Below are 23800 nucleotides of genomic sequence, written 5' to 3' on the forward strand. Positions count from 1 at the left end.
ATGGGAGGGGTTTAGTATGAGCAGTTTTTACAATGAAGCTAGAGAATTTGCAAAACGTTTTATTGATCCAATTGCAAAAGAAATTGATGAGCAAGAACATTTTCCAGAAGAAGTATTTAAAGAATTAGGAAAAGCTGGTTATTTCAAATTAATGATTCCTACAGAGTTAGGTGGTTTAGGAAAAACAATGAAAGAACATGCAGAAGCATGCCGCGCCTTTGCTAAATCTAGTGCAACGGTTGCCTTATGCTATATGATGCATAACGTAGCTTTAAATTGTGTTCTTTCCTACGCTGATGATGCACTAAAATCTAGAATTTGCAGAGATATTGTAGAAAATGAAACTTTTATGGCGTTAGCTTATAGCGAATTAGGTACTGGGACTCATTTCTATATTTCTGATGTAAAAACTGCTTTCAAAGATACGTCTGTTGTATTCAATGGTCTAAAAAGCATGGTTACCTCTGCGGAATATGCTTCTTATTACTTAGTTCTCACTCCTTCCGACGTAGAAGGTGGCATTGATAACTGGGTATTCCCATTGGGTACTCCTGGCTTAGATTTTAAACCGTCCACATGGCATGGCCTTGGCATGCGTGGCAACGTATCTTGCCAAATGGAAATCAATGACGTGGAATTAGACAAAGGCTTACGTATTGGTACTGCTGGTTCTGGCGTAGACCAAGTATTCACGATCGTGGCAACGTACTTCATCACTGGTCTTGCGGCTGTGTACACTGGATTATGTGAAGCTATTTTAGCAGAAGCCATTAACCATACTACCAACAGAAAATACCCTGATGGCAAATCCCTCAGCGAAATTGAAACTGTACAAATTCACTTAGCAAAAATTTACAGCCAAACTAACTCTGCTATCCTTAGCACAAACGAAGCAGTTCGCAGCTTCTTAGCTAATGATGCCGACATGTTAGCTAAAATACTATCCGCTCGTATTGTTGCTAGTGAAACAGCTATTGAATTAGCTCGTTTAGGCATGCGTGTAGGCGGTGGTAAAGCCTATAACCGTGCAGGTAATATGGAACGTTATTTACGTGACTCCTTTGCTAGTCATATCATGGCTCCTAGCGTTGATGTATTAACAGTATGGTTAGGTAAAGCTATTACAGGACAACAACTTCCATAAGAAGCAATACACATAACAAGTAAAAGGGGAAACTAACACGTCCCCTTTTTACTTAATTCTCTAGTATCATTGACAATGAGGTATACATCTATGAACAAATTAAGAATTGGCGCTGTTATCTATAATCCAAAAGTAACTGTTATCTGGGGCATTATTGCGAAGTTTTTTGAAGATGAACAATTCCCTATCGAACCAGTGTATTACAAAGATTACAAAGCGCAAGTAGATGGTTTATTAGCTGGCGAAATTGATGTGGCTTGGAACTCTCCATTAGCTTGGTTAGATACACATATTCGTACAAAAGGAACGGCTTTAGATGGTTCTATGCGTGATACTGACCAAAATCGTTGCTCTTATTTGGTGGTAAAAAACAATAGCGGCATTACTACTCTTGCGGATTTAAAAGGCAAAACCATTGGCTTTGGCGCTATCGACTCTCCACAAGCTCGTTTAATTCCAATTAACCATTTACATACTCATGGATTAGAGTTTGGTACCGATTATGTAGAAAAACGCTTTGATATCGGTGTAGGTCTTCATGGTGACCATGTAGGTGGCGAGTTAGATTCAGCTATGGCTTTAAAACATGGCGAAGTAGATGCTACTTGGATGTTAGATTTAAACTACAACACTTGGATTGGTGATGGCACACTAGATGAAAGCCAAGTGACAATCCTATCTAAAACTGACCATTTCGATCATTGTATTTTCTCTGGTCATCCAAATCTTGAAAAAGATAGATTTGAAAAGTTCATCGAAGTACTTCACAAAATGGATTATAACAACCCAGATCATAAAGAAATGATGGATATGGAAGGTCTTAAACAATGGGTGTATGGCCGTACTACTGGCTTTAAACAAATTGGAGAGGCGAACGAATATTTACACTTCTTTAATGACTTTCACGGAGAATAATATGGATACTTCCTCCTTTATGATCTCACTACTAGGTAGCATGCCTAGAAGCAAAGAACTGCTAGGTGCTAAACGAAAGTTACTAAAAGGAACGATAGATGCCTCCACCTATGAAGAGTTACTGGATGCGGAAACAAAATATATTGTGGAACTTCAAGAAAAAAATGATATAGATATCATTACCAACGGAGAACTGCGTCGTGATAATTACGTGTCCTTCATCGCAGAACGTTTACATGGGGTTACCATGATGAGCATGGCAGATATGTTGGATTACATCGAAGATAAACAAGGTTTCGAACAGATTTTAGAGATTTTGGATGTACCTGCTATCAGTATTAAGAATGCCATTTGTACTGGAAAAGTTACCTATCACAAACCACTAGTCGCTGACGAAATGGTCGCCTTAAAAGAGATGACGAATCGAAAAGTAAAAGCCACTTTACCAGGCCCTTACTTAATGACCCGTTCTATGTGGTTACCTGCCTTATCTAGCAAGTTTTATACTTCCAAAGAAGAACTAGGAAAAGATATTATCCAGGTATTACAACAAGAGATTGATGCCTTAAGTGCTATCGGTGTAGATATCGTACAATTTGATGAGCCTGTATTAACAGAAGTTGTGTTTTCTGAAGGAAAAACTAGATCTTTTATGTGTGCTGCTCTGTCAGAGAAAAAAGATCCTACGGAAGAATTAGCCTTTGCTACACAACTCTTAGAGGCTGTCGTTTCCTACGCTAAGAAAAAAGGTATCTTAGTATCACTTCACGTCTGTCGTGGTAATTGGAGCCGTAATGAAAGTATTTTATTAAAAGGTCCTTACACACCTTTGGTGCCGCTCTTTGAAACGGTATTACCTCATATTTTAACATTAGAATTTTCCACGCCTAGAGCAGGAGAAATTTCTTCCTTACTGAGCAGTACTAAACTACGAGAGCACTGTATCCTAGGTCTAGGTGTCATGAATCCTAGAACGGACGAAGTTGAATCCCTAGAGAGCATTGTAAATCGCGTGAAAGAAGTCCTTCAGTTCTTGCCTAAGGACCGTGTATGGATCAATCCAGATTGTGGATTTGCTACCTTTGCCAATCGTCCAGTTAACAGTCTAGACATCATCAACAAAAAACTAGCTCGTCTCAAAGAAGCCAAAGATCTATTGAGGGCCAATTATGAATGATATCTATGAGTCCACTCATTACGACTTATCCTTACGTGGTATATTGATGGATGATACTTTCAAGGTATACACAGCAAATGATGCCATACAAGTGACTAGTGATGTTAACTTTGATATCCAAGGTGATGCTAAGAGTAGCCTTAACTATTTTGCCTCATCTATTATGGGTGGCATTGCCCACACGATTATCAACGAAGGAAAACGAGCGCATCTTGAAATAGAAGAACTCGAAGGTAAAATTCACCTGACCTTAGCAGAGCCCTTAACTATATTAGGCGTAAAAGGGTATCATGAGCCACCTTCTATTAAAACATGTCATATTACTTATTATGTATATGCTGATACAGATAATGATTCACTCATTTTCTTTTGTAATGAGGCCCTTAAGAAGAGTTATATCTATCATACCCTACAACAGGCTATGGAACTAACTATACAGTTTACGCCTTTAGTGTAAGCTTACATAAAAAAAGGACTATATCCCCCGTAATCATTACAGGATATAGTCCTTTTATGTATTTCCATCATAGGATGGTATTATTTCTCTTGGTCCAATTCATACCAAGCATTGCCAATAAGAGCAAATTCGTCTAAGGTAAATGTTTCACCTCGACGAGAGCCATCAATGTTTGCTTTCGCTAAAATAGCTTCGATTTGCTCTTTGCTTAGTCCTGTAGTCTTCATTGTGTTGCTGAACGTTTTACGACGTTGCGCAAAACCTGCTTTCACAGCCCGGAAAAAATACGCTTCACTATGGACTTTCACAGGCGGTTCGCTACGCAATGGGCAACAAATCACAGCACTAGTCACTTCAGGAGCTGGTAAAAATGCCTTAGGAGGCACGTCCATAACAATATATGGGTCTGTGTAATATTGCACCGCTACCGACAAAGCGCCATACATTTTTATACCTGGTTTTGCAATCATGCGCTCTGCTACTTCTTTTTGGACCATTACCACTAACCGTTCAATAGGCAGTTTAGATTCTAGCAAGGACATAATAATCGGTGTTGTAATGTAATATGGTAAGTTCGCTACTACTTTAAATGGTTTGTGGTCCATTAATTCTGGGATGTTGACTTTCAATACGTCTCCATGAATAATCCGTACATTATCGTAGGCCTCTAGGGTTGTATCTAAGACCTCTAACAAGCGTCTATCTAGCTCTACGGAAGTAACATTAGCCCCACTTTGTGCTAAACCTTGCGTCAATGTACCAATACCAGGACCTACCTCTAACACAGCATCCCCTGCGTCTAATTCCGCAGCCTGCACAATCTTATCCACCACAGTGCGCTTAATTAAAAAGTTTTGCCCTAATTTTTTACTCATTTGAATGCCAAACCGTTTACATATATAATGTACAACCTCTGGACTTGCAATGACTGATTCTATCATGAATACTCCTATTATTTCTCTTCATCTTCTGAAAGTGCTTTGAAAAATGCATCCCGACTTATGCCATAATGGTTTAAACGGTACAAGAACTGCTTCCCATTACCATAGCCTATACCCAGCTTAGCACCGATACGAGCTCTCATAGCTGCACTACTAGAGCCTCCACTCAAATCATGTTGGACTAAATCTTGCATAGTAAATAGCTCAGATGATTCCATGGATTCTATATGTAACACCTCTAGCGCCTTGCGTATAGACTCAGGACTAGCCTGCTCAATTCCAATATCATCATTCGCATAGGCTTCCTCTCGTGGTACAAATGCATGTTGCGCCAAAGGGAAGCGTTTTGTTAAAAAACGACGAATCCGCTCTCCTGCATAATCTGGATCCGTCAGAATAATGATACCCCTCTTTTCATAAGCATCCTTAATCCGACTGAGCACAGGCTTACGCAAATTAAATCCTTCCGTAGCAATACACTCCACCTCTAAAGCTTGTTGCACCCGTTGAATATCTGATTTTCCCTCAACCACCAAGACCTGTTTTAACATAAGCTCCTCCACAATATAGTATTTTATTATTATACCATATATCGAAACCTATGGCATGCCCCAACAAATATAACACATACTAACAGCGAACCACACGTAGCAAAAATTGCCAAATAACGCCCCCTCGAGACGAATGCAATTAGGCGTAGTAGTCTATGGCGTTTTACTTTTTAAATTCTAAATATGCAGAAGAGCACGGCACACTATACTACAAATAAAAACTTGCAACGTAGCTATTAACTATTCCCTTGAGGAACGCAGTTATGAGTAGAACGTCTTGTGGCATTTTATCCTCATACATGCACATGCAAAAGACCGCAATATACCTCCGAAGAAACATTATGAAATACCGTTTCTGAGGGGGTGTATTGCGGTCTGACCTTTATTCATTTATCTACAAACTGCCACAAGACAGAATATCATTGCAAGTGACAATTCATTACGTAGTGCCGTTTGTGAAGGAATGTGCCGTGCTCTTCAATCAATATAAAGTTAAAAATAAAACGCCATAGATACATAGACTAAGAAGAGAGGATATATACGTCTACCGTTCTTCGTCCAAATTGCATAGCAGATCCATAATCTTCCAACACTACATCGATACGATTCCCCACGATGTCTCCACCTGTATCGGCGGCAATTGCCTCACCGTATCCAGGTATATATACACGTGTTCCTAAAGGAATCACATTAGGATCTACAGCCACTACGCCGTGACGTGCTGGTATACCCGTCGCTGTAATACCATCTCCACCACCATCTGTTGGTAAATAGGCAGTCGCTTCCATAGTAATCACTTCTTTCACACGATTATAGGAACGTGATACTTCTATATCTCGTGTACCTGCTCGAATAATTTTAGGTTTCATCGGTGTAATCGTTGTACGCTGTAGCTCTTTCGTATCTACTACTTCACCATGGTTATAGTGGACTTCTTCTTGTACCTCATCAAGTCCTGGCGTGCCTTCTTGTAACACTTCTTCCGTTCCTTTGGGTAACGTATCCACTCGTTCATATTGTACCGATACCGGTACTTCCACTTGATGTGTTTCTATCTTTTTAGTTTGGAATCCATGATTCCACATAAAGCCTGAGACTGTAACAAAGACTATTAGTAACAGTGTGAGCATAAGCACTGCTTTTTGCTTTTGCTGTAGTAATCGATTTGTCATCTAGTACCTCCATGGGTGGTATTCTACCATAGACGGATAGATAAGGTCAAACATATGCTCCTAAATCGCTCTACAAAGCCATTTTTTTAAACTTCTATGCTTTTGTGCTTTTTATATAAAAATATTTTAAGTCCACCATACAAAGACATTTCAATTTGATTAACAATTTTATATATTATGCTCAAGAATTCTCATTATGATATTTTTTTAATTATCCATAGTTTGCATGTATAACATACTCTAAACTTATACACAGCCTAAACCATGTGTATAACTATATCCACAGGCTTCATATAGTGTGCAATCTATCTGCAAAGAAGTCTACTACATTTTCAAAATAACACTTTCTTATTGATAATGCAAAATTGATATGATACGCATTTTAGTAATACCCCATTCTTAAAACTCATAACTTGTCCACATCATTTTTTAAAAATCAGCCGCAGATTACACGAATTGTGTGTTTTTAGCTAATTTTATTATAATTTCTATTATTTTTATAGCAATATAGATAGATTTAGGTATGCATACCCACTCATATAGATACGTTTTTACATTGTAATATGCCCAAAACTTTTTATCACCTATATGTATTACCCACTAGGTTTTGACCATATAAGCGATACCATTACTTAATCTCATCAGTAGCGGTAAATTCTAAAATAGGCTCCCATAAACCTAACTCAGATATACTTTCAGTAGTATCTATCTCATTAGGATTCATAAATGAAAGTTGGGCACACACCTTATGCTCTTTCGCTATCACTTTACGATATGATCCATCAGCACGCATGACATGGGCTTTTTGATTATCTGTCAAATATACCTCTAAGATATGTTGTAATTCTTGTTGTAAATCCTTATCTTCTACTGGTACCATTAACTCCACTCGATCATTCAAATTTCGAGGCATCCAATCGGCACTAGAAATATAATAGGGACTTTCACTGTGATTTTTAAAGTATAAAATACGATGATGTTCTAAGAAACGTCCGACAATGGATCGTACTGTGATATTCTCACTGACCCCTTCAATACCTGGTCTAAGGGTACAAATACCACGAACAATGAGATCAATCTTGACTCCCTTACAAGAGGCTTCATATAGCTTGGCAATGATTTCTTTATCTAACAAAGAATTCATCTTTGCAATAATATGTCCTTCTTTTCCATGCTCTACAGCTCGGATTTCTCCATCAATTAAATCCATCAAAGAGGACCGCAACGTCAATGGAGCCACAATAAGATGTTGCCACTGCTGTGATTCTGTATATCCAGAAATGGTATTAAAAAATAGAGAGCTATCATCTGCATAAGATTCACGACAGGTCAGTAACCCGCAGTCCGTATAAGATTTTGCAGTCTTACCATTGTAATTACCTGTGGCAAAGTGCATATATCTTCGCAGTACTTCCCCCTCTTTACGCACTACCATAGTAATTTTGGAGTGCGTCTTAAGCCCTCTCAAACCATAGATCACATGACAGCCGGCTTTTTCTAATCTCCGTGCCATAATAATGTTATTTTCTTCATCAAAACGGGCTTTTACTTCCATTAATACTGTAACTTGTTTTCCCAGTTCTGCTGCTTTCACCAGAGCCGCTACGATAGGAGAATCCCCGCTAACACGATACAAAGTTTGCTTGATAGCTAGCACATCAGGGTCTACGGCTGCTCTAGCTATAAATTCCTCCACCATGGAAAAAGAATCAAATGGATGATGCAAGAGTCTATCTTTTTCACGTATATAATCAAAAATAGCTGAAGTCCCACGCTCCATTACACAAGGAAGTTCTCTCCGTGTAAAAGTAGGATATCGCAAATGGTCGTAGCCAGGTAAATTACAGAACTCTCCAAAGGAGGCTACATCTAAAATCCCTTCGGCTATATAAACGGCCTCTTTTTTCGCCTGTAAGCCTTGCAAAACAAATTCCAATAACTGTGGGTCATACTGTTCACATACTTCCACACGTACCACTTCACCACGACGACGTCTTCGAAGAGACTTTTCAATCTCCCGAAGTAAATCCGTTGCTTCTTCTTCAATGTCTAAATCAGCATCACGTGTGACACGGAAGGTAGTAAAGGAATCGATATGATGACCTACAAAGAAGTCTTCACAATAATAGTTAATGACATCTTCTAACATAACGAAGTGACGATGCACATCATTCGGTACTTCAATAATCCGATTCAATACAGAAGGAATCGGCAATATAGCCATCTTTTCTTGATCTTTATCATGGATAGGATGTATTTTCACTACCGAGTTTAGTGTTTTATTTACCAAAAATGGGAAAGGATGGCTTGCATCCACAGCCAATGGCGTAACTACCGGAAATATATGAGTACGAAAATATTGGTATACCCAACGCAATTCGCTTTCTTTTAAGTCTTTTACTTTGACAAAGTGTAGTCCTTCTTTTTGTAATCGTTTTAAAATATCGTGAAAGTACATATATTGTAAAGACACTAACTTTCTTGTAGCCTCACTGATAGCCTTTAATTGTGCTTTGGCATCCATATGGGCAGCATCGTATTTAATGATTCCACTCTGCTCTTGATGGCGCAATCCAGATACGCGAATCATAAAAAATTCATCTAAATTAGAGCTCCCTATGGTTAAAAATCGTAGTTTTTCCATAAGTGGATTGCTTCTGTCGATAGACTCTTGTAGGACTCGCTGATTAAATTTCAGCCATGATAATTCACGATTAAAATAATACTTAGGATTATCAAAGTCTTTCATAGTATCACTCCTAACGGACATTCCAATGTATCACTAGTTCACGTTTAAATTCTTTTTTACACTGTTTCTTTAATTTTTCGATGGCCATCTCCATCATAGGAATGTGACTCAACTCTTGCACTTCTACACGCATATCGATTTGTTTATCTGTAATATAACTTTGGATAGAACGGACCGTCCGTTCATGGGTTTCTTCCAAGGCTTCTGCTAAAGCTAAAGGAAATGACAATTTTTGTATCAATTCCCGATCTCCTTCTTTTAGTAGGGACAGATAGGGGGACTGCTTGATAAATTTGCTGTTTGCTCCATGGGAATAGGATGCAATAAACGCGCTTAACAACTGTTCTCTATGGGATAATCCATATAGATTACTATTAATAATCATATACGCACTATGCCTTGCATGACTATAATAATTGATTTGTTTTCCTAAATCATGCAATAATGAGGCTACTTTCAATAGCAGTTTCAGACGTTCCCCTTCTGGCATTAATTCTTTCCATTGTTTATAAATCAGTTTCGACAACTTGGCAATGTATAGGGAATGGTCCACATCGTGCGGAGTGAAAGAACGCAGTACATTCAATGTGGAGTGGGTCACAATATCATCTACAACACCATTTTTTTGAAGGCATGGTAGGCCATACATCTCTCCCGAATAGTGGGACCCATAGTATTGAAAGAACAATCCTTCTCGCAAGCCACAACCACTGACAATCATGGACGATGCCTTTGTATACTCCATCAATTCCATAATGATAGCCATACCTGCCACGATAATGTCAGCTCGCTCAGAAGACAATCCAGAAATCTTTTTCCTTTCTTCCCATGGCGTTTCTTTCACCCGATGAAACAAAGTCTCCATAGTCGCTTTTTTCACCTTATAATTGTGTAATTTAGGGATGGGGTAGTTTTTCTCACGTTGGTCCATCTTAGCAATATTCCGTGCGGTCCCACCAATCCCTATAAGTGGTAGTTTTACATTTCTAAGCCAAGTTTCACGATGTAAGATATCCTGAATATGAGAAATCATACTAGTATACTCTGCTTTCGTAAACTCGTGTTTCGACTGGAATTGCCCTGTCATGACAAGCGCTCCCATAGGAAGGCTAACAGATTTTTTTAATTGTCTATTTTCAATTAAGCTAATCTCAATGCTCGCCCCACCAAGGTCAAAGACGAGAAAATCATCGAGTCCTATGGTATTCACAACCCCTAAAAATCCTAAGTACGCCTCTTCCTCACCACTAATAGGACGTAAAGGAATCCCCGTCTCAGCATAGACACGACGAATAAAACTATTACCATTACTAGCCAATCGTACGGCTGCTGTAGCAATACCTTGAATCTCTGTGACACCCATAGCTTTCGCCATATGAGATAGGGCTTTTAATGTTTTAATGGCTCGTTCCATAGCGGGTTTCGTCAACATTTGGTGGGTCCACATCCCCTCGCTAAGGCGAATCGACTCCTTCTGTTGATATATCAAACGATAACTGCCGGATTCGGTAATCTCTGAAATAACAAACCGTACTGAGTTTGATCCTAAATCTATTAATGCTACTCGTTTCATAGGTCTCCTGTGTGCACAGAAAGGCACTTTCCGTATATGCTACTGTGAAAGTGCCTTTCTAGTTATATATTACTCAATACCAAAACAACGCTTGCCATTCTCTAAAGCAATGGCAGCTAGTTCTTCTACATCCATACCGCGCAATTGGGCAATTTCCTGTGCCACAAATTGAGTTTTGGATGGGTCATTACGACGACCTCTAAATGGAGGGGGAGTCAAATAGGGAGAATCTGTTTCGATGAGCAAACGATCCAAGGGAATGTGCTTTGCTACTTCTTTTAGATTCGTAGATTTGGGGAATACTACAGGTCCTGCAAAGGAAATATAATAGCCCATTTTAATAAATTCTTTTGCCATATCTAAGCTTGTAGAGAAACAATGGAAGACCCCATAATTGCCTTTTCCATGTTCCACTAACATATCTCGAATGGCTCCGTGTGCATCACGATCGTGGATAATGATTGGTAAATCCACTTCTCTTGCAATGGCTAGTTGACGTTTGAAAGACTCTGCCTGCACATCTCGATCAGAAAAATCATAGTAATAATCTAAACCGATTTCACCAATGGCTTTGACTTTAGGATGGGATGCCATTTGTTTGAACCATTCGTAGTCTTCTTCTGTGGCATCTTTAGATTCATGTGGATGCACCCCTACAGCAGCATAGACACGGTCATACTGTTCCGCCAAAGCAATGGCTGACTCTGCAGTTTTGCGGTCTACTGCTGGACACATAATGTACTCTACACCTTGGTCAAAACAGTCTTGTATCATCTGTTCCCGATCATTATCAAATCGTTCATCATTGATATGCGCATGTGTATCGAACAATCGCATTATCTCACCACACTTCCTGGAGTTAAGGATTCAATATTCGTTACTTCTAATTGATCCTCTTCATTAGATGCGGACAAAATCATACCTTCTGACATATGACCCATGATTTTTTTCGGCGCTAAGTTTGCCAAATAAATTACTTTTTTACCAATTAAATCTTCTGGTTTGTAAAATTGAGAGATACCGCTTACCACAGTACGTGTTTCAATTCCTAAATCTAATGTAAATAGCAATAATTTTTTAGATTTTTTCACCGCTTCACAGGTCAATACTTTCGCTACCCGTAAATCTAATTTTGCAAAATCATCGTATTCGATAGCCTCTTTGATAGGAGGAATATTGCTAGTATCAACAGATTCCTCAACTACTTCTTCAGTAGTTTCTGGCACTACATCCACCATTTCAGGAATTTCAAAACGTGGGTAGATTGGATCTCCTTTCACCACTTTTGTACCTGTAGGAAGAGCACCAAATGTGCGTACATCATCTAGCATAGCTTGTGCAAACCCTTGTAAGCCAAGTTGTTCCCAAATTTTAGGAGCTCCTGTTGGAATCACTGGGTCCACTAACACAGCGATGATACGTAAAGATTCTGCCAAATGATACATAACAGCTTCTAAACGCTCAGCATCGCCTTCATTAGCACCTTTTGCCAGTACCCAAGGCATCGTTTCATCAATGTATTTGTTCGTACGACCGATGAAAGCCCATACAGCTTTGAAAGCTTTGTTGTACTGCATATCTTCCATCAATTGTTCGTAGTCTTTTACCGTTTGCTCTGCTAAGGCAATTAAATCCTTATCCACCTCTTCTGTCGGCTCATGTTTTGTGATAATACCACCATGATATTTTTCAATCATCGCTACGGTACGATTCAACAAGTTACCAAGATCATTAGACAAGTCAGCATTGATTTTCGTAATGAAGTTAGGCAAGCTGAAATTACCATCATTGCCTAAATGCACTTCATTCACCAAGAAATAGCGCAATGCATCAGAACCATAGGTATCAATCAATGGAATTGGGTCGATCACATTGCCTAAGGATTTACTCATTTTTGTTCCATCAACGACAAGCCAGCCGTGGCCATATACTTTTTTCGGCAATGGCAAGCCAAGGCTCATGAGCATAATCGGCCAAATGATGGTATGGAAACGCACGATTTCTTTCCCCACTAAATGCAAGTCTGCAGGCCAGTACGTTTCAAATAAATCACTGTTTTCATCTAATGGGTTTAGTGCAGAAATATAGTTAATCAACGCATCAAACCACACATACATAACATGTTTTTCATCAAATGGTACCGGAATACCCCAGTTAAAGCTAGTGCGAGATACTGCCAAATCTTCTAAGCCTTGTTTGACGAATTGAATCATCTCGTTGCGACGAGATTCTGGTTGAATGAAATCAGGATTTTCTTCAATGAATTTGAACCATTGATCAGCGTATTTGTTCATGCGGAAGAAATAACTTTCTTCTTGTACCACTTCTAATGGACGCCCGCAATCAGGACATGTTTTTTCTGGACCTAATTTAGATTCTGGCCAGAATGTTTCACATGGTACGCAATACAAACCTTCGTAAGAAGATTTGTAAATATCTCCATTGTCGAAGGCCTTTTGGAATAAATGTTGGCAATATTTGATATGTCGTTCATCCGTAGTTCTAATAAAATCATCATGAGAAATGTTCAATTTTTCCCACAAATGTTTAAATCCATCTACGATTTGCGTCGTATATTCTAATGGAGTAATACCCATCGATTCCGCCATACGTTGGATTTTTTGTCCATGTTCATCAGAGCCTGTCAAAAATCGCACATCATAACCCGCTCTACGTTTAAAACGAGCAATTGTATCAGCAATGGACGTACAGTATGTATGCCCAATATGTAATTTCGCACTTGGATAATAAATTGGTGTCGTAATATAATACGGTTTCTTAGTCATCTGTTCTCTCCTTACTATACCATTCAATTTCATTATATACATCGCGCCGTGAAAGGCCACGTTCTTTTGCAATTTGACGGGCTGCCTCTTTTTTAGGTACTCCCGTTTCGATTAAGGCTAAGGCTGCCTCTAACGGTGAAAGCACCACTTCTTCCAGCACTGCTTCACCTGTTACTGTCTCACTACCACCTACTAAGAGGACAAATTCCCCTTTTTCTACGATTTGACTAAAATCATTTTGTAATTCTAGCAAAGTGGTTCGTGTGAAAGTTTCGAACTTTTTCGTCAGTTCACGACCTACTGTAATAGAACGATTTCCTAAGCCTTCATATAAGCTTTGGATCGTTTCTTCTATACGATGGGGTGCTTCATAGAAAATAAGGGTTCCTTCATAGGTAGCAATCCGTGATAGCACCTCTTTTACATGCTGCTTTCGCTTCGGTAAAAATCCGATGAAGTGAAACTCCTTCGTATTTTGCCCTGATGCAATGAGTGCTGTTAAACCTGCATTCGCCCCTGGCAATGGAACAATAGGGATTCCTACTTCTAGGGCTTCTTTCACCAAATCTTCGCCGGGATCAGAAATAGCAGGCATACCCGCATCACTAACCAAGCCTATAGATTGACCTTCTAACAAGCGTTCGATGAGTTCTGTCCCCTTCTCCACTTTATTGTGTTCATGATAGGATATCATAGGCTTAGCAATATTAAAATGTTGTAATAACACTCCCGTATGACGCGTATCTTCCGCTGCTACCACATCTACTTCTTGTAATGTACGCACAGCCCGATAGGTCATATCTTCTAAGTTCCCAATGGGTGTGGGAATTAAAAATAATATCCCTTTATGACTACTCATAATATGCTTGTACCTCTTCTGAATAGGAACCATCCACTTCGTATATATATAAAGGTGGTTCCACAATCATGCCTAATTTTCCACCATATTTTAATTCTAGTAATACCAATTTGCTCACTTTATCTTGATTACCATGAACAAATCGCATTCGTTTGACTCTAAATTGAGTCTGTTCAATAGCATGTAACAAGGATTCTAAGCGTGGTGTGGTATAAATCATCCACAAAGTACCGCCAAATTTTAAATACCGTTGAACTTGTAGCAATCTATCTTTCATAGAATGTTGTTGTTCATGCAAGGCTAATGCTACACTTTCTTCTTGCGATAAAAGTCCACTATTCGGTTCAAAATAGGGGGGATTCATGTAGATACCATCAAACTGACCATAGTAAACTTTACCTGCATCGGTCATGTAATCTAGCTCCACCATGAATACTGCTTCTGCAATATCATTATGGATGACACTTTTCTGAGCTAGCTCAATGACACGAGGATTACAATCAACCCCTACTACATGACGGGCTCCACGATGGTACAACACATGAGGAATTACCCCTGTGCCGGTACCTAATTCTAAATACTGCTTATTGGATTTCGCCTCTCCAAAATGAGCGAGTAAGATAGCATCAATAGAAAACTTAAATTCTCCTTCATCTTGGAATAGCTGAAACTCACTCAGTAGCAATTCTGTGACTGTAATATTACTCTTCATCCGGCAATGCCACTTCCGACCAATGTAAGTCGATTGTACGTCCTGCTTCTAATTGTACTTTTACTGTCTTTTTCATGGTATTGATTTTTAAGACTTTTCCTAATCCTTCATCGGTAACCACTTCTTTACCGATACCTGGGGGCTCTGCTACAGGAACTGGTTGTTTTGCTTTTTGTGAATACAAGTCTCCCCCTTTTTGGTAGGAGTCATTTTCATAGTTCAAACAGCACATCAAGCGACCACAAATACCAGAAATTTTTGTTGGATTTAAACTCAAGTTTTGATCTTTCGCCATCCGAATCGATACAGATGCAAAATCACCTAAAAACGTAGCACAACATAATGGACGACCACAGGCACCAATTCCATTTAATACCTTCGCCTCGTCACGGACCCCTACTTGGCGCAATTCAATGCGCGTACGGAATACATTGGCCAAATCTTTTACAAGTTCACGAAAATCAATACGACCTTCTGCAGTAAAGAAAAAGACAATTTTATTCATATCAAATGTATATTCCACATTGATTAATTTCATCGGCAATCCACGATAGGCAATTTTTTCTAATCCGATTTCAAAGGCTTTTTCTTCTCGCTCTCTATTTTTCTCTACTTGTTTATAATCTTTTGGTGTTGCTTTACGCGTCACTTCTTTCAGCGGTTGTACCACGCTATCTTTCGATACTTTCCGTGGTCCAATTACGACTTCCCCAAATTCCAAACCACGAGAGGTTTCTACTATGACACCATCTCCTGTCGTAAGGGTTACAAACCCAGGGCTAAAGTAGTAGATTTTGCCTGCTTTTTTAAAGCGTACTCCTACTATAGTAACCACTATATATCCTCCTTCACAGCCTCCCTTAAGGCCAATATAACTCCATCTATAACAAGGCCTAAGCGCACATTAAGGCGCAGTGCCTGTTCTGCTTCTAATGTAATGGGCACAATTCGTTGCAAAGATTTAGACGACCATCGTTGTAAAATCATTTGCATGCGGAATCGATACTCACTAAGTATCATCTTCTCACTCTCTATACCATATCGCAAGGCTAACATGTCCCTTGCTAGCACTCGTAACCAACCCAATATATCGAGTACCACTTCTTTTGAAAGTCCCTCAAAGGATAAGGTTAAGGTGGTAAAGAAATGACTTCTTTCAACCACACATTCTAGCACTTCCATCGCCTTTTCTAAACTTTCAATACCACCAGCCTGCGCCCACTGACGAGCTAATGTGGGATTTCCACGAGCACTTCGCACAGCACGTCGAATGTCTCCTGTATATCCTTCCTTGGTTAAGGCTTTCACCAACTCTTCTTCTGGCACTGGTTGCATACCAATGAGCATGCATCGTGACACGATGGTGGGTAGTACATTATCGATATTGGTAGTGACAATGATAAAATACATATTTCTCGGTGGTTCTTCAATCGTTTTCAGCATTGCATTCGCTAGAACAGTATTGGCCGTCTGAAAGCCTTCTACGATAACCACCCGTGGTGTATCACTAGATACATTGATATACTTCTCTAATAAGGTATACCATTGTTCCACACTGAGCTGTGTTTTCATAGGGCGAATCCAAAAAGCTTGACCTTGATCAATATAGATTGGCAAACCTTTCTCTTTGACTGCGCTCTCACTTTCACCAGACTCAATGCGTTGTTGCTCTATAGCGGATAAAAAGGTCCGTCCCTCATCAGGAGAAAAAATCTGACGTCCCACTATTAAGGATCCAATGGCTATAGCCATAGAGGTAGATTCTAAACCTGTTTCTCCGTAGAGCAGTAAGCTATGGGGTAAAGCAGAATCATGGATTAATGTAGTAATTTGTTCTTTCACTTGGTGTTGACCAAGTACAGTTTCAAAAAATGACATACACCCTCCTTTACCTCATAAGACTACCCTTTATTATAGCATGTTATGACAATAATTACACCGCTAAAAGAAAGAAACACGACAGAGTCTGCGCAATGTTACGTCATCCTGTCGTGTTACATATATCTATATATCTTATTCCAAGCTATGCCTTTGTATGTCTCCTCACTAGGCTAGAAAAATAGTTTCTTACTGATTACCCTGAATATACTGTTTTGCAATGCTATAGACTTCCTCATGAATGTCTTCAATGGTGCGCAATTGATTACTTTCATTCTCACAATGTACTCGATGCCAATCATAAGTGGTCACCAACATATCATAAGCCTCATGAACTGCCGTTAAGTGAGTGGTATCTTGTTCATGAATGTCTCCCGTATTACCACCAGTCTTGCCTGTACGTTCTGCTAATAAAGCTTTGGACAAAGATAGAGGCATGTCTAATAGAATCACTGCATCAGGTCTTGGTAACCCATATAAATCGTATTCCAACTGGTCAAGCCACTGTAAAAATATTTGACGTTCTTTCATATCCGTATACTTTATCATTTGATGCACCATATTAGATGTGGTATACCGGTCGGCAATGATAATGCCGCCTTTTTCATAGAAGTGCTGCCAATCTTGGCGATACGATGCAAATCGGTCTATCGCATAGAGAGTGCTAGCCACATAGGCATTCACGGAGTTTGCCTCTTTTCCGAAGTCCCCACGTAAATACATTTTGATAGGCTCCGCCGCTGGACTGTCGTAATTAGGAAAACTTACAGATCGCACAGGATATCCTTCTGCTTGTAATCGTTCCAACAATTTTGCGGTCTGCGTGGCCTTACCACTGCCGTCGCCACCTTCAATAATAATTAATTGTCCCATATATATCTCCTTATGACATCGTAATTCTTCTCGTATACTCTTTCAATCCCTTATATATATCGTGTGTATCTTCTTACTAAATACATTTTATTTCTATGCATAATATATCTATATATCTTTACATACGAGGATTGTCTTCAGCTGGCGGTCCCTAGCACCATTCGGCACATACCCATCACGTTGTTTCTGCCCAACATATGCCAATACTTCTTTCGTTATGATCTCACCTACACCTAAACAAGGGATTCCTGGTGGGTAATAGGTAATCGTTTCTCCACTAATTCGTCCTAGAGCTTCTTCCAAAGGGATTTCTTCCAGCTCTGCATAAAATGCCTGCCGAGGTGAAAGCACCACTACTGGTGTCGGTAATATTTCCATTATACTTGCATCTACATCACTGTCATTCGTAGTATATGTATCATCTACACTATCTATAATACGATTCTTTGCACTATTCACTGTATTGAAAGACGTATGATTACTTTGGTCAAGTAAACATGAGTTGTCTCGTTGTGCATACGCTCTACCACTCTTTGTGCTACCTTCTGGCTTATATCTATACATGGCTGAGATACCCTGCACCGCCTCTATGACCTGTTGTATAGATGCTTCTGTATCGCCTATGGTAATTAACAGCAATACATGGTAAGCTTTCATCAATTCTACTTCAATACGGCGTTGTCGTAACTCTAGTTCTAACTCTTGTGCAGTGAGTCCAAGTCCCTTCGCATCGATAATAATCTTTGTTTCATCGAAACTGAAAGCCCCTTCTATATCCTCATAACCAGGACAAACAATGCCAGGAATCTCATTCAGAGCTCTTCGCAATGTACGAGCTAATTCCAATGTTTGCTTCATAAGGGACTGACCCTCTGTAGCCCATTGATGGCGCGCCATATCCAAAGATGCTAAGAAAATATAATTCGGACTAGTGCTCATCAAAATTTGTTGCAATCGTTGAATACGGTTTACATCAATATGAGTCCCTTGTCCGTGGAGCATCGAGGTCTGTGTCAGCGAACCTAATAATTTATGTGTGCTTTGGGCAACTAAATCTGCTCCACTTTCTATAGCAGACACTGGCATGCCTAAGTATGGCATAAGATGTGGTCCATGTGCTTCATCCACTAACACAATCATGTGTCGTTTGTGTGCTGCTTCTACAATTCGTTTTACATCCACACCGATTCCATAATAATTAGGATGAACCAGTAAGATGGCCTTTGCCTCTGGATGAGCATCCATCGTAGTAATAGCCTCCTCCGCAGTCACCCCTGTAGGAATGCCCCAACGTTGATGAAAGCGTCCTCTCATATAAATTGGTTTAGCTCCACTTAACACCAGGCTATTATGAACAGAACAATGGGCTTCTCTAGGAATAATGATAGAGTCACCTTCTTTCACAGCACTCATAATCATCATTTGAATCGCACCTGATGTACCATTAATAGAAAACCATGTATGATCGGCACCAAAGGCCTGTGCCGCCAATTGTTGTGCTTCCAGTAATTCACGTTCTGGCTCATGATAATCATCAATGGCATACATTAACCCTAAATCATAAGGCAGCGCTGGACCCATCCACTCTGTGAGCAATGTAGGCGCTCCTACACCAATTTTATGACCCGGCGTATGAAAGGGCACCATATGTTGTTCTTTATATCGTTCTAAAGACTCCACAAAAGGAAGCCTGTGTTGATTTATGTTTTGTTTCATATATTTACTATTGATTCTTTCACAATATCATTAAGCTTATAGTTCTAAATACTCTATCTAGTATTCTACCCTACTCTGTACATCCATTCAACTAATTCCATCACCTTTAGCATAGATTTCTATTCCTCTATGATATGACATAAGTATACACACATATTGATATCAATATATTTTACATACAAGATACTATAAAAAAACTGCTACAATTTGTAATTCCTTACAAACTGTAGCAGTTTTTACTTATTTACTATATTCCGCAACGTATTGGGCACCTGCTTTTACATAGTGTTCCATTGTGTTTGCCACATGGTGTAAATCTTGACCAGTCAATGCGTTGATGTCTTGACCGCCCGTTGCACTATTGATAATTTGTGTAATTTCGTAACCACTATATCCTAGCACAGACAAGCGGTTGGATAAACTTTTAATTAAGCTCATTGCTAACCTCCATTTGTGTAGTAATTATTTGAATTCATTTCCAAAATTGGATCCTTCTGTGGTCGGGTTGAACCACCATAGCTCATAAACCATCATAAGGGTGTATACTGTAAGCATCTATTCGTATACCTACCTTATTCTAGCATCAGTCTACTTCGCTATGTTAGGTATTATTATAACGATATTTTTCGATATTGTCAAGTAGTTCTATAGAATTAAAAAAAATCGACCCCAAAAGGAGTCGATTTTCCATACTAACTTGTAATCAAAAGCGCTTAGCTAATTAAACTCAGTAGTATTAAGAACGTACAACTATTTTTTATTTTTAGTTGCTAATGTAGCTAACATAGCTTCCTCAGTACGACGTCGTACTGCATCCACTAATGGTTTGACTTCAAGAAACTCAGCATCAGTCAAACGGAAAGTACGTCCTTTACGTTCAAATAAGGATTTTTTGCGACCTGCACCAGCCCGCTTGCCGCCCCAATTATTACCTTTCATGATAATGCCTCCCTCACAATAAGTAAAAATAAAGACGATTCACATTAAATACTAATTATACTGCTCTAAACTTAGTATATACTTTTATTTTCATAATTTCAAGATGAAAAGACATATATAGTGAATTTATTTGATTGAATTACGCCAACAAATCAAAAGTAATACAATAGTTAATCAAAACTACCCTGATATACACGATATATGCATAATAAAAACCAAAATAGAACAGGTGCTCTATTTTGGTTTTTCTGTCCTTAACGAGGACGCCCCTTTTTAGGATTATATAAGTTCATTCCTTTATCAATACCTACTTCTACACAGCCAAGGACTGCTTTTACCATAGCCTTAATCCCCTTTTGTACTGTGTCTTGTTGGTCTTCAGGAAACCGAGATAATACATGGTCTACCACTGTCCATTCTGGCAAAGGCCTACCAATGCCGAAGCGAAAATGTGGAAATCCATCCGTTCCTAAATGACTAATCATAGACTTAATGCCATTATGACCACCTGCACTGCCATTTGGTCGAATCCGTAATTTACCTACAGGCAAATCCATGTCATCATATATGACATACACATCTTCAGGTGTGAGCTTATAATATCGCATCAGTGGTCCCACCGATTCACCACTAAGGTTCATAAATGTTTGTGGTTTCACCAATAACACTTTTTCACCCTCTATGGTACAGGAGCAAATTTCTGCTTTATAATCTTCTCTCCAAGGTGTATGGCTTACCCCCTCGGCTATGGCATCTACCACCATAAAGCCGATATTATGACGAGTTCCCTCATAGTCCCTACCTGGATTTCCAAGTCCAACGATTAATTTCATCTTATTTATCGAACAAAGAGCTTACAGACTCTTCTTGAAAAATACGTAAAATCGCTTCTCCTAATAATGGAGCCACGGACAATACTGTAATATTTGGTAAGCGACGTTCTTCAGGAATATCGATTGTATTTGTGACAATCAACTCTTTAATGTTGGAGTTTGCAATGCGTTCACAAGCTGGATCTGTCAATACTGCATGCGTGACACAAGCGGTTACAGATTTTGCACCAAATTCTTGCAATGCTTTCGCCCCTTCTACAAGAGATCCCGCTGTATCTACGATATCGTCGATGATGATACAGTTTTTACCTTTTACATCACCGATTAAGTTCATCACTTTTGCTACGCCTGGTTGTGGGCGTTTTTTCTCAATAATAGCAATTGGTGCGCCAATACGGTCCGCTAAATCACGAGCACGTGTTACGCCACCAAGGTCTGGAGAGACAACGATGACATCGTCCATTTTCTTTTCATTGATATAGTTTGCAATAATGGAAGCTCCCATTAAATGGTCTACTGGCACATCAAAGAAACCTTGAATTTGACCTGCATGAAGGTCTACAGTTACAAGGCGAGTTACACCAGCAGTTTGTAATAAATCTGCCATTAATTTTGCTGTAATTGGTTCTCTACCACGAGTTTTTCTATCTTGGCGAGCATACCCATAATATGGTACAACGGCTGTGATATGACGAGCGGACGCACGTTTTAATGCATCTGCCATGATGAACAACTCAACTACATTATCATTCACAGGATAGCTAGTTGGTTGCACGATAAATACGTCTTTACCACGTACACTTTCATCAATCATGACTTGTACTTCCCCATTGTTAAAACGTCCTACAAACGCTTCTCCTAATGGAAGGTCCAAATAATCACAAATTTCTTTGGCTAATGCTGGATTTGCATTACCTGTAAAAACTTTGAGTCGTTTACCATCTTCTAATGCCATGTCATTACTCCTCTAAAACAATTGACTTACAATTTGATGCACAAAGGCTCTCTATATATTGTACTTCATTTTCTCAATTTTGTGTAAACTATTTTATTAAATTTTAACACAAATTTATTTTTTGAAAGTATCTTCTGTAACCCAGTTTTCTTTTACCACTTGGCGAGCCCGTCCAAATGCCAATCCACGGCTTGGCACATCCTTCGTAATCGTAGAGCCAGCGGCTACATAACTTTCACTGCCAATTGTGACAGGTGCTACTAAATTGGAATTACAACCCACAAACACGCCATCCTCAATAATCGTACGATGTTTCTTTTTACCATCATAGTTGACAGTAATGGTACCACAACCGATATTTACCTTGGCTCCTACATCACTGTCTCCGATATAAGATAAGTGAGGAAGTTTTGTACCTGTACCAACCACGCTATTTTTCACTTCTACGAAGTTGCCGATTTTTACCTTATCAGAGAGCACTGTATCTGGGCGCAAATGCACAAATGGTCCAATCACTGTATCATTTTTAATTTCACAATCGTGGGCGTAAGAATCATGGATGTGATTATTATCGCCCACTGTCACATTGGACAAACGTATGTTAGGTCCCAAAATATTATTCGTACCCACCACCGTATTGCCTTCTAAGGTTGTATTTGGATAGATGATCGTATCTGACCCCACCACCACTTCTGGAGCAATGTAGGTGCTATGTGGGTCCACTAAGGTAACGCCCGCTTCCATTAACGCTAAGTTTGTGCGATTCCGCAAAATCAATTCTGCTTGCGCCAATTGTAAACGGCTATTGACCCCTAGGGATTCATCGCTGTCCATGGTCATGTAAGCGCTCACCGTTTTGCCTGCTTGTACAAGGATGCTCACCACATCTGTAATGTATAGCTCTCCTTGTGCATTGTCATCTGAAAGTTGCTCTAAACAAGGCCATAATTCTTTGGAATCGAAAATGTACATCCCAGTGTTCACTTCGTGCACTTTTAATTCATCCAATGTACCATCTTTTTCTTCTACAATACGTTCTACGAACTTAGCATCATTACGGATGATTCGACCATATCCATATGGATTATCCATATAAGCCGTTAACACTGTGGCTGCTGCCCCTGTTTCTTTGTGGTGCGCTAATAATTGTTCCAATGTTTGTTGTGTGACCAATGGTGTATCACCGCATAACAATAAAATCAATCCATCATGGTTACCTAGCACAGATTCAGCTTGTTGCACCGCATGGCCCGTACCTTTTTGTTCTAATTGTGTGACGTATTTCACACGGTCCCCTAAGTAAGCTTTTACATGATCCCCACCGAAACCAACGATGACCACATTGCGCTGTGCCCCGACAGATTGAGCCGCTTCTAAGACACGTTCCACCATAGCTTTACCCGCTACTTTATGCAATACCTTTGGAAGTTTAGATTTCATGCGTGTCCCTTTACCGGCCGCCAAAATCAAACCTACTAATTCATTCATATACATCCACCTTTATTGTTATTGAATAATAATTATATATAAATTAGCATACCATATTGTGGGAGATTTTTCGACACTAAAT

The 23800-nt window shown here is 39.4% G+C and carries 22 protein-coding genes; 4 read left to right on the forward strand and 18 right to left on the reverse strand.

Annotated features, from left to right (window positions below):
* Positions 1–16 precede the first annotated feature (16 nt).
* The 4 genes from EO127_RS02580 (at position 17) to EO127_RS02595 (ending at position 3693) form a co-directional block, all read left to right on the forward strand.
* Complete coding sequence (locus tag EO127_RS02580) at positions 17–1144, forward strand: acyl-CoA dehydrogenase family protein (RefSeq protein ID WP_127447888.1); 1128 nt, start codon at positions 17–19, stop codon at positions 1142–1144.
* A 90-nt stretch (positions 1145–1234) separates the two neighbouring features.
* Positions 1235–2059: a phosphate/phosphite/phosphonate ABC transporter substrate-binding protein gene (locus EO127_RS02585; RefSeq protein ID WP_127447889.1), complete on the forward strand. Its 825-nt coding sequence runs from the start codon at positions 1235–1237 to the stop codon at positions 2057–2059.
* A 1-nt stretch (position 2060) separates the two neighbouring features.
* Positions 2061–3236: a cobalamin-independent methionine synthase II family protein gene (locus tag EO127_RS02590; protein WP_127447890.1), complete on the forward strand. Its 1176-nt coding sequence runs from the start codon at positions 2061–2063 to the stop codon at positions 3234–3236.
* Complete coding sequence (locus EO127_RS02595; RefSeq protein WP_127447891.1) at positions 3229–3693, forward strand: OsmC family protein; 465 nt, start codon at positions 3229–3231, stop codon at positions 3691–3693. The genes EO127_RS02590 and EO127_RS02595 overlap by 8 nt, the downstream gene beginning before the upstream one ends.
* Positions 3694–3773: 80 nt before the next feature.
* On the opposite strand, the gene rsmA is transcribed toward EO127_RS02595, so the two are convergent.
* The 18 genes from rsmA to glmU form a co-directional block, all read right to left on the reverse strand.
* Positions 3774–4634: a 16S rRNA (adenine(1518)-N(6)/adenine(1519)-N(6))-dimethyltransferase RsmA gene (gene rsmA, locus EO127_RS02600; RefSeq protein ID WP_127447892.1), complete on the reverse strand. Its 861-nt coding sequence runs from the start codon at positions 4632–4634 to the stop codon at positions 3774–3776.
* 11 nt (positions 4635–4645) lie between these two features.
* Complete coding sequence (rnmV, locus tag EO127_RS02605) at positions 4646–5185, reverse strand: ribonuclease M5 (protein ID WP_127447893.1); 540 nt, start codon at positions 5183–5185, stop codon at positions 4646–4648.
* Between the two features lie 521 nt (positions 5186–5706).
* Positions 5707–6357 (reverse strand): 3D domain-containing protein, encoded by a 651-nt coding sequence (locus EO127_RS08695; RefSeq protein ID WP_164742263.1) that lies wholly within the window; start codon positions 6355–6357, stop codon positions 5707–5709.
* A 628-nt stretch (positions 6358–6985) separates the two neighbouring features.
* Positions 6986–9106, reverse strand: coding sequence for a polyphosphate kinase 1 (gene ppk1 / locus EO127_RS02615; RefSeq protein WP_127447894.1), 2121 nt, complete (start codon positions 9104–9106; stop codon positions 6986–6988).
* Between the two features lie 10 nt (positions 9107–9116).
* Positions 9117–10679 carry a Ppx/GppA phosphatase family protein gene (locus EO127_RS02620; protein ID WP_127447895.1) on the reverse strand — a complete coding sequence of 521 codons (1563 nt, stop codon included), beginning with the start codon at positions 10677–10679 and terminating at the stop codon, positions 9117–9119.
* Between the two features lie 69 nt (positions 10680–10748).
* Positions 10749–11516 (reverse strand): TatD family hydrolase, encoded by a 768-nt coding sequence (locus tag EO127_RS02625; RefSeq protein ID WP_127069021.1) that lies wholly within the window; start codon positions 11514–11516, stop codon positions 10749–10751.
* On the reverse strand, positions 11516–13465 hold the full coding sequence (gene metG, locus EO127_RS02630) for a methionine--tRNA ligase (RefSeq protein ID WP_127447896.1): 1950 nt from the start codon (positions 13463–13465) through the stop codon (positions 11516–11518). The genes EO127_RS02625 and metG overlap by 1 nt, the downstream gene beginning before the upstream one ends.
* Positions 13458–14324, reverse strand: a complete 867-nt coding sequence (rsmI, locus tag EO127_RS02635; protein WP_127447897.1) for a 16S rRNA (cytidine(1402)-2'-O)-methyltransferase — start codon at positions 14322–14324, stop codon at positions 13458–13460. The genes metG and rsmI overlap by 8 nt, the downstream gene beginning before the upstream one ends.
* Positions 14317–15036 (reverse strand): tRNA1(Val) (adenine(37)-N6)-methyltransferase, encoded by a 720-nt coding sequence (locus tag EO127_RS02640; protein ID WP_127447898.1) that lies wholly within the window; start codon positions 15034–15036, stop codon positions 14317–14319. Before EO127_RS02640 ends, rsmI begins: the two co-directional genes overlap by 8 nt.
* Positions 15026–15871 (reverse strand): stage 0 sporulation family protein, encoded by an 846-nt coding sequence (locus EO127_RS02645; protein WP_127447899.1) that lies wholly within the window; start codon positions 15869–15871, stop codon positions 15026–15028. The genes EO127_RS02640 and EO127_RS02645 overlap by 11 nt, the downstream gene beginning before the upstream one ends.
* Positions 15871–16914 (reverse strand): DNA polymerase III subunit delta' C-terminal domain-containing protein, encoded by a 1044-nt coding sequence (locus EO127_RS02650; RefSeq protein ID WP_127447900.1) that lies wholly within the window; start codon positions 16912–16914, stop codon positions 15871–15873. Before EO127_RS02650 ends, EO127_RS02645 begins: the two co-directional genes overlap by 1 nt.
* Positions 16915–17103: 189 nt before the next feature.
* On the reverse strand, positions 17104–17787 hold the full coding sequence (locus EO127_RS02655; protein ID WP_127447901.1) for a thymidylate kinase: 684 nt from the start codon (positions 17785–17787) through the stop codon (positions 17104–17106).
* A gap of 108 nt (positions 17788–17895) precedes the next feature.
* The gene (locus EO127_RS02665; RefSeq protein WP_240645972.1) at positions 17896–19503 is read right to left on the reverse strand and encodes an aminotransferase class I/II-fold pyridoxal phosphate-dependent enzyme; all 1608 of its coding nucleotides are present in this window, start codon (positions 19501–19503) and stop codon (positions 17896–17898) included.
* Positions 19504–19743: 240 nt separating this feature from the next.
* Positions 19744–19941 (reverse strand): hypothetical protein, encoded by a 198-nt coding sequence (locus EO127_RS02670; RefSeq protein WP_127069028.1) that lies wholly within the window; start codon positions 19939–19941, stop codon positions 19744–19746.
* Positions 19942–20253: 312 nt separating this feature from the next.
* The gene (locus tag EO127_RS02675; protein WP_126939527.1) at positions 20254–20442 is read right to left on the reverse strand and encodes a hypothetical protein; all 189 of its coding nucleotides are present in this window, start codon (positions 20440–20442) and stop codon (positions 20254–20256) included.
* Positions 20443–20696: 254 nt separating this feature from the next.
* The gene (gene pth, locus EO127_RS02680) at positions 20697–21275 is read right to left on the reverse strand and encodes an aminoacyl-tRNA hydrolase (RefSeq protein WP_127447902.1); all 579 of its coding nucleotides are present in this window, start codon (positions 21273–21275) and stop codon (positions 20697–20699) included.
* A 1-nt stretch (position 21276) separates the two neighbouring features.
* On the reverse strand, positions 21277–22230 hold the full coding sequence (locus tag EO127_RS02685) for a ribose-phosphate pyrophosphokinase (protein ID WP_127447903.1): 954 nt from the start codon (positions 22228–22230) through the stop codon (positions 21277–21279).
* 114 nt (positions 22231–22344) lie between these two features.
* Entirely contained in the window at positions 22345–23718 is a 1374-nt protein-coding gene (glmU, locus tag EO127_RS02690) for a bifunctional UDP-N-acetylglucosamine diphosphorylase/glucosamine-1-phosphate N-acetyltransferase GlmU (protein ID WP_127447904.1), read from the reverse strand.
* Positions 23719–23800 lie beyond the last annotated feature (82 nt).

It is taken from the genome of Veillonella sp. 3310 (assembly GCF_003999875.1).
In the GTDB taxonomy this organism is placed as follows: Bacteria; Bacillota; Negativicutes; order Veillonellales; family Veillonellaceae; genus F0422.

Coding starts and splice junctions, on each gene's coding strand:
- EO127_RS02580 (WP_127447888.1), top strand. CDS start 17: ATGAGCAGTTTTTACAATGAAGCTAGAGAATTTGCAAAACGTTTTATT.
- EO127_RS02585 (WP_127447889.1), top strand. CDS start 1,235: ATGAACAAATTAAGAATTGGCGCTGTTATCTATAATCCAAAAGTAACT.
- EO127_RS02590 (WP_127447890.1), top strand. CDS start 2,061: ATGGATACTTCCTCCTTTATGATCTCACTACTAGGTAGCATGCCTAGA.
- EO127_RS02595 (WP_127447891.1), top strand. CDS start 3,229: ATGAATGATATCTATGAGTCCACTCATTACGACTTATCCTTACGTGGT.
- rsmA (WP_127447892.1), bottom strand. CDS start 4,634: ATGATAGAATCAGTCATTGCAAGTCCAGAGGTTGTACATTATATATGT.
- rnmV (WP_127447893.1), bottom strand. CDS start 5,185: ATGTTAAAACAGGTCTTGGTGGTTGAGGGAAAATCAGATATTCAACGG.
- EO127_RS08695 (WP_164742263.1), bottom strand. CDS start 6,357: ATGACAAATCGATTACTACAGCAAAAGCAAAAAGCAGTGCTTATGCTC.
- ppk1 (WP_127447894.1), bottom strand. CDS start 9,106: ATGAAAGACTTTGATAATCCTAAGTATTATTTTAATCGTGAATTATCA.
- EO127_RS02620 (WP_127447895.1), bottom strand. CDS start 10,679: ATGAAACGAGTAGCATTAATAGATTTAGGATCAAACTCAGTACGGTTT.
- EO127_RS02625 (WP_127069021.1), bottom strand. CDS start 11,516: ATGCGATTGTTCGATACACATGCGCATATCAATGATGAACGATTTGAT.
- metG (WP_127447896.1), bottom strand. CDS start 13,465: ATGACTAAGAAACCGTATTATATTACGACACCAATTTATTATCCAAGT.
- rsmI (WP_127447897.1), bottom strand. CDS start 14,324: ATGAGTAGTCATAAAGGGATATTATTTTTAATTCCCACACCCATTGGG.
- EO127_RS02640 (WP_127447898.1), bottom strand. CDS start 15,036: ATGAAGAGTAATATTACAGTCACAGAATTGCTACTGAGTGAGTTTCAG.
- EO127_RS02650 (WP_127447900.1), bottom strand. CDS start 16,914: ATGTCATTTTTTGAAACTGTACTTGGTCAACACCAAGTGAAAGAACAA.
- EO127_RS02655 (WP_127447901.1), bottom strand. CDS start 17,787: ATGGGACAATTAATTATTATTGAAGGTGGCGACGGCAGTGGTAAGGCC.
- EO127_RS02665 (WP_240645972.1), bottom strand. CDS start 19,503: ATGAAACAAAACATAAATCAACACAGGCTTCCTTTTGTGGAGTCTTTA.
- EO127_RS02670 (WP_127069028.1), bottom strand. CDS start 19,941: ATGAGCTTAATTAAAAGTTTATCCAACCGCTTGTCTGTGCTAGGATAT.
- EO127_RS02675 (WP_126939527.1), bottom strand. CDS start 20,442: ATGAAAGGTAATAATTGGGGCGGCAAGCGGGCTGGTGCAGGTCGCAAA.
- pth (WP_127447902.1), bottom strand. CDS start 21,275: ATGAAATTAATCGTTGGACTTGGAAATCCAGGTAGGGACTATGAGGGA.
- EO127_RS02685 (WP_127447903.1), bottom strand. CDS start 22,230: ATGGCATTAGAAGATGGTAAACGACTCAAAGTTTTTACAGGTAATGCA.
- glmU (WP_127447904.1), bottom strand. CDS start 23,718: ATGAATGAATTAGTAGGTTTGATTTTGGCGGCCGGTAAAGGGACACGC.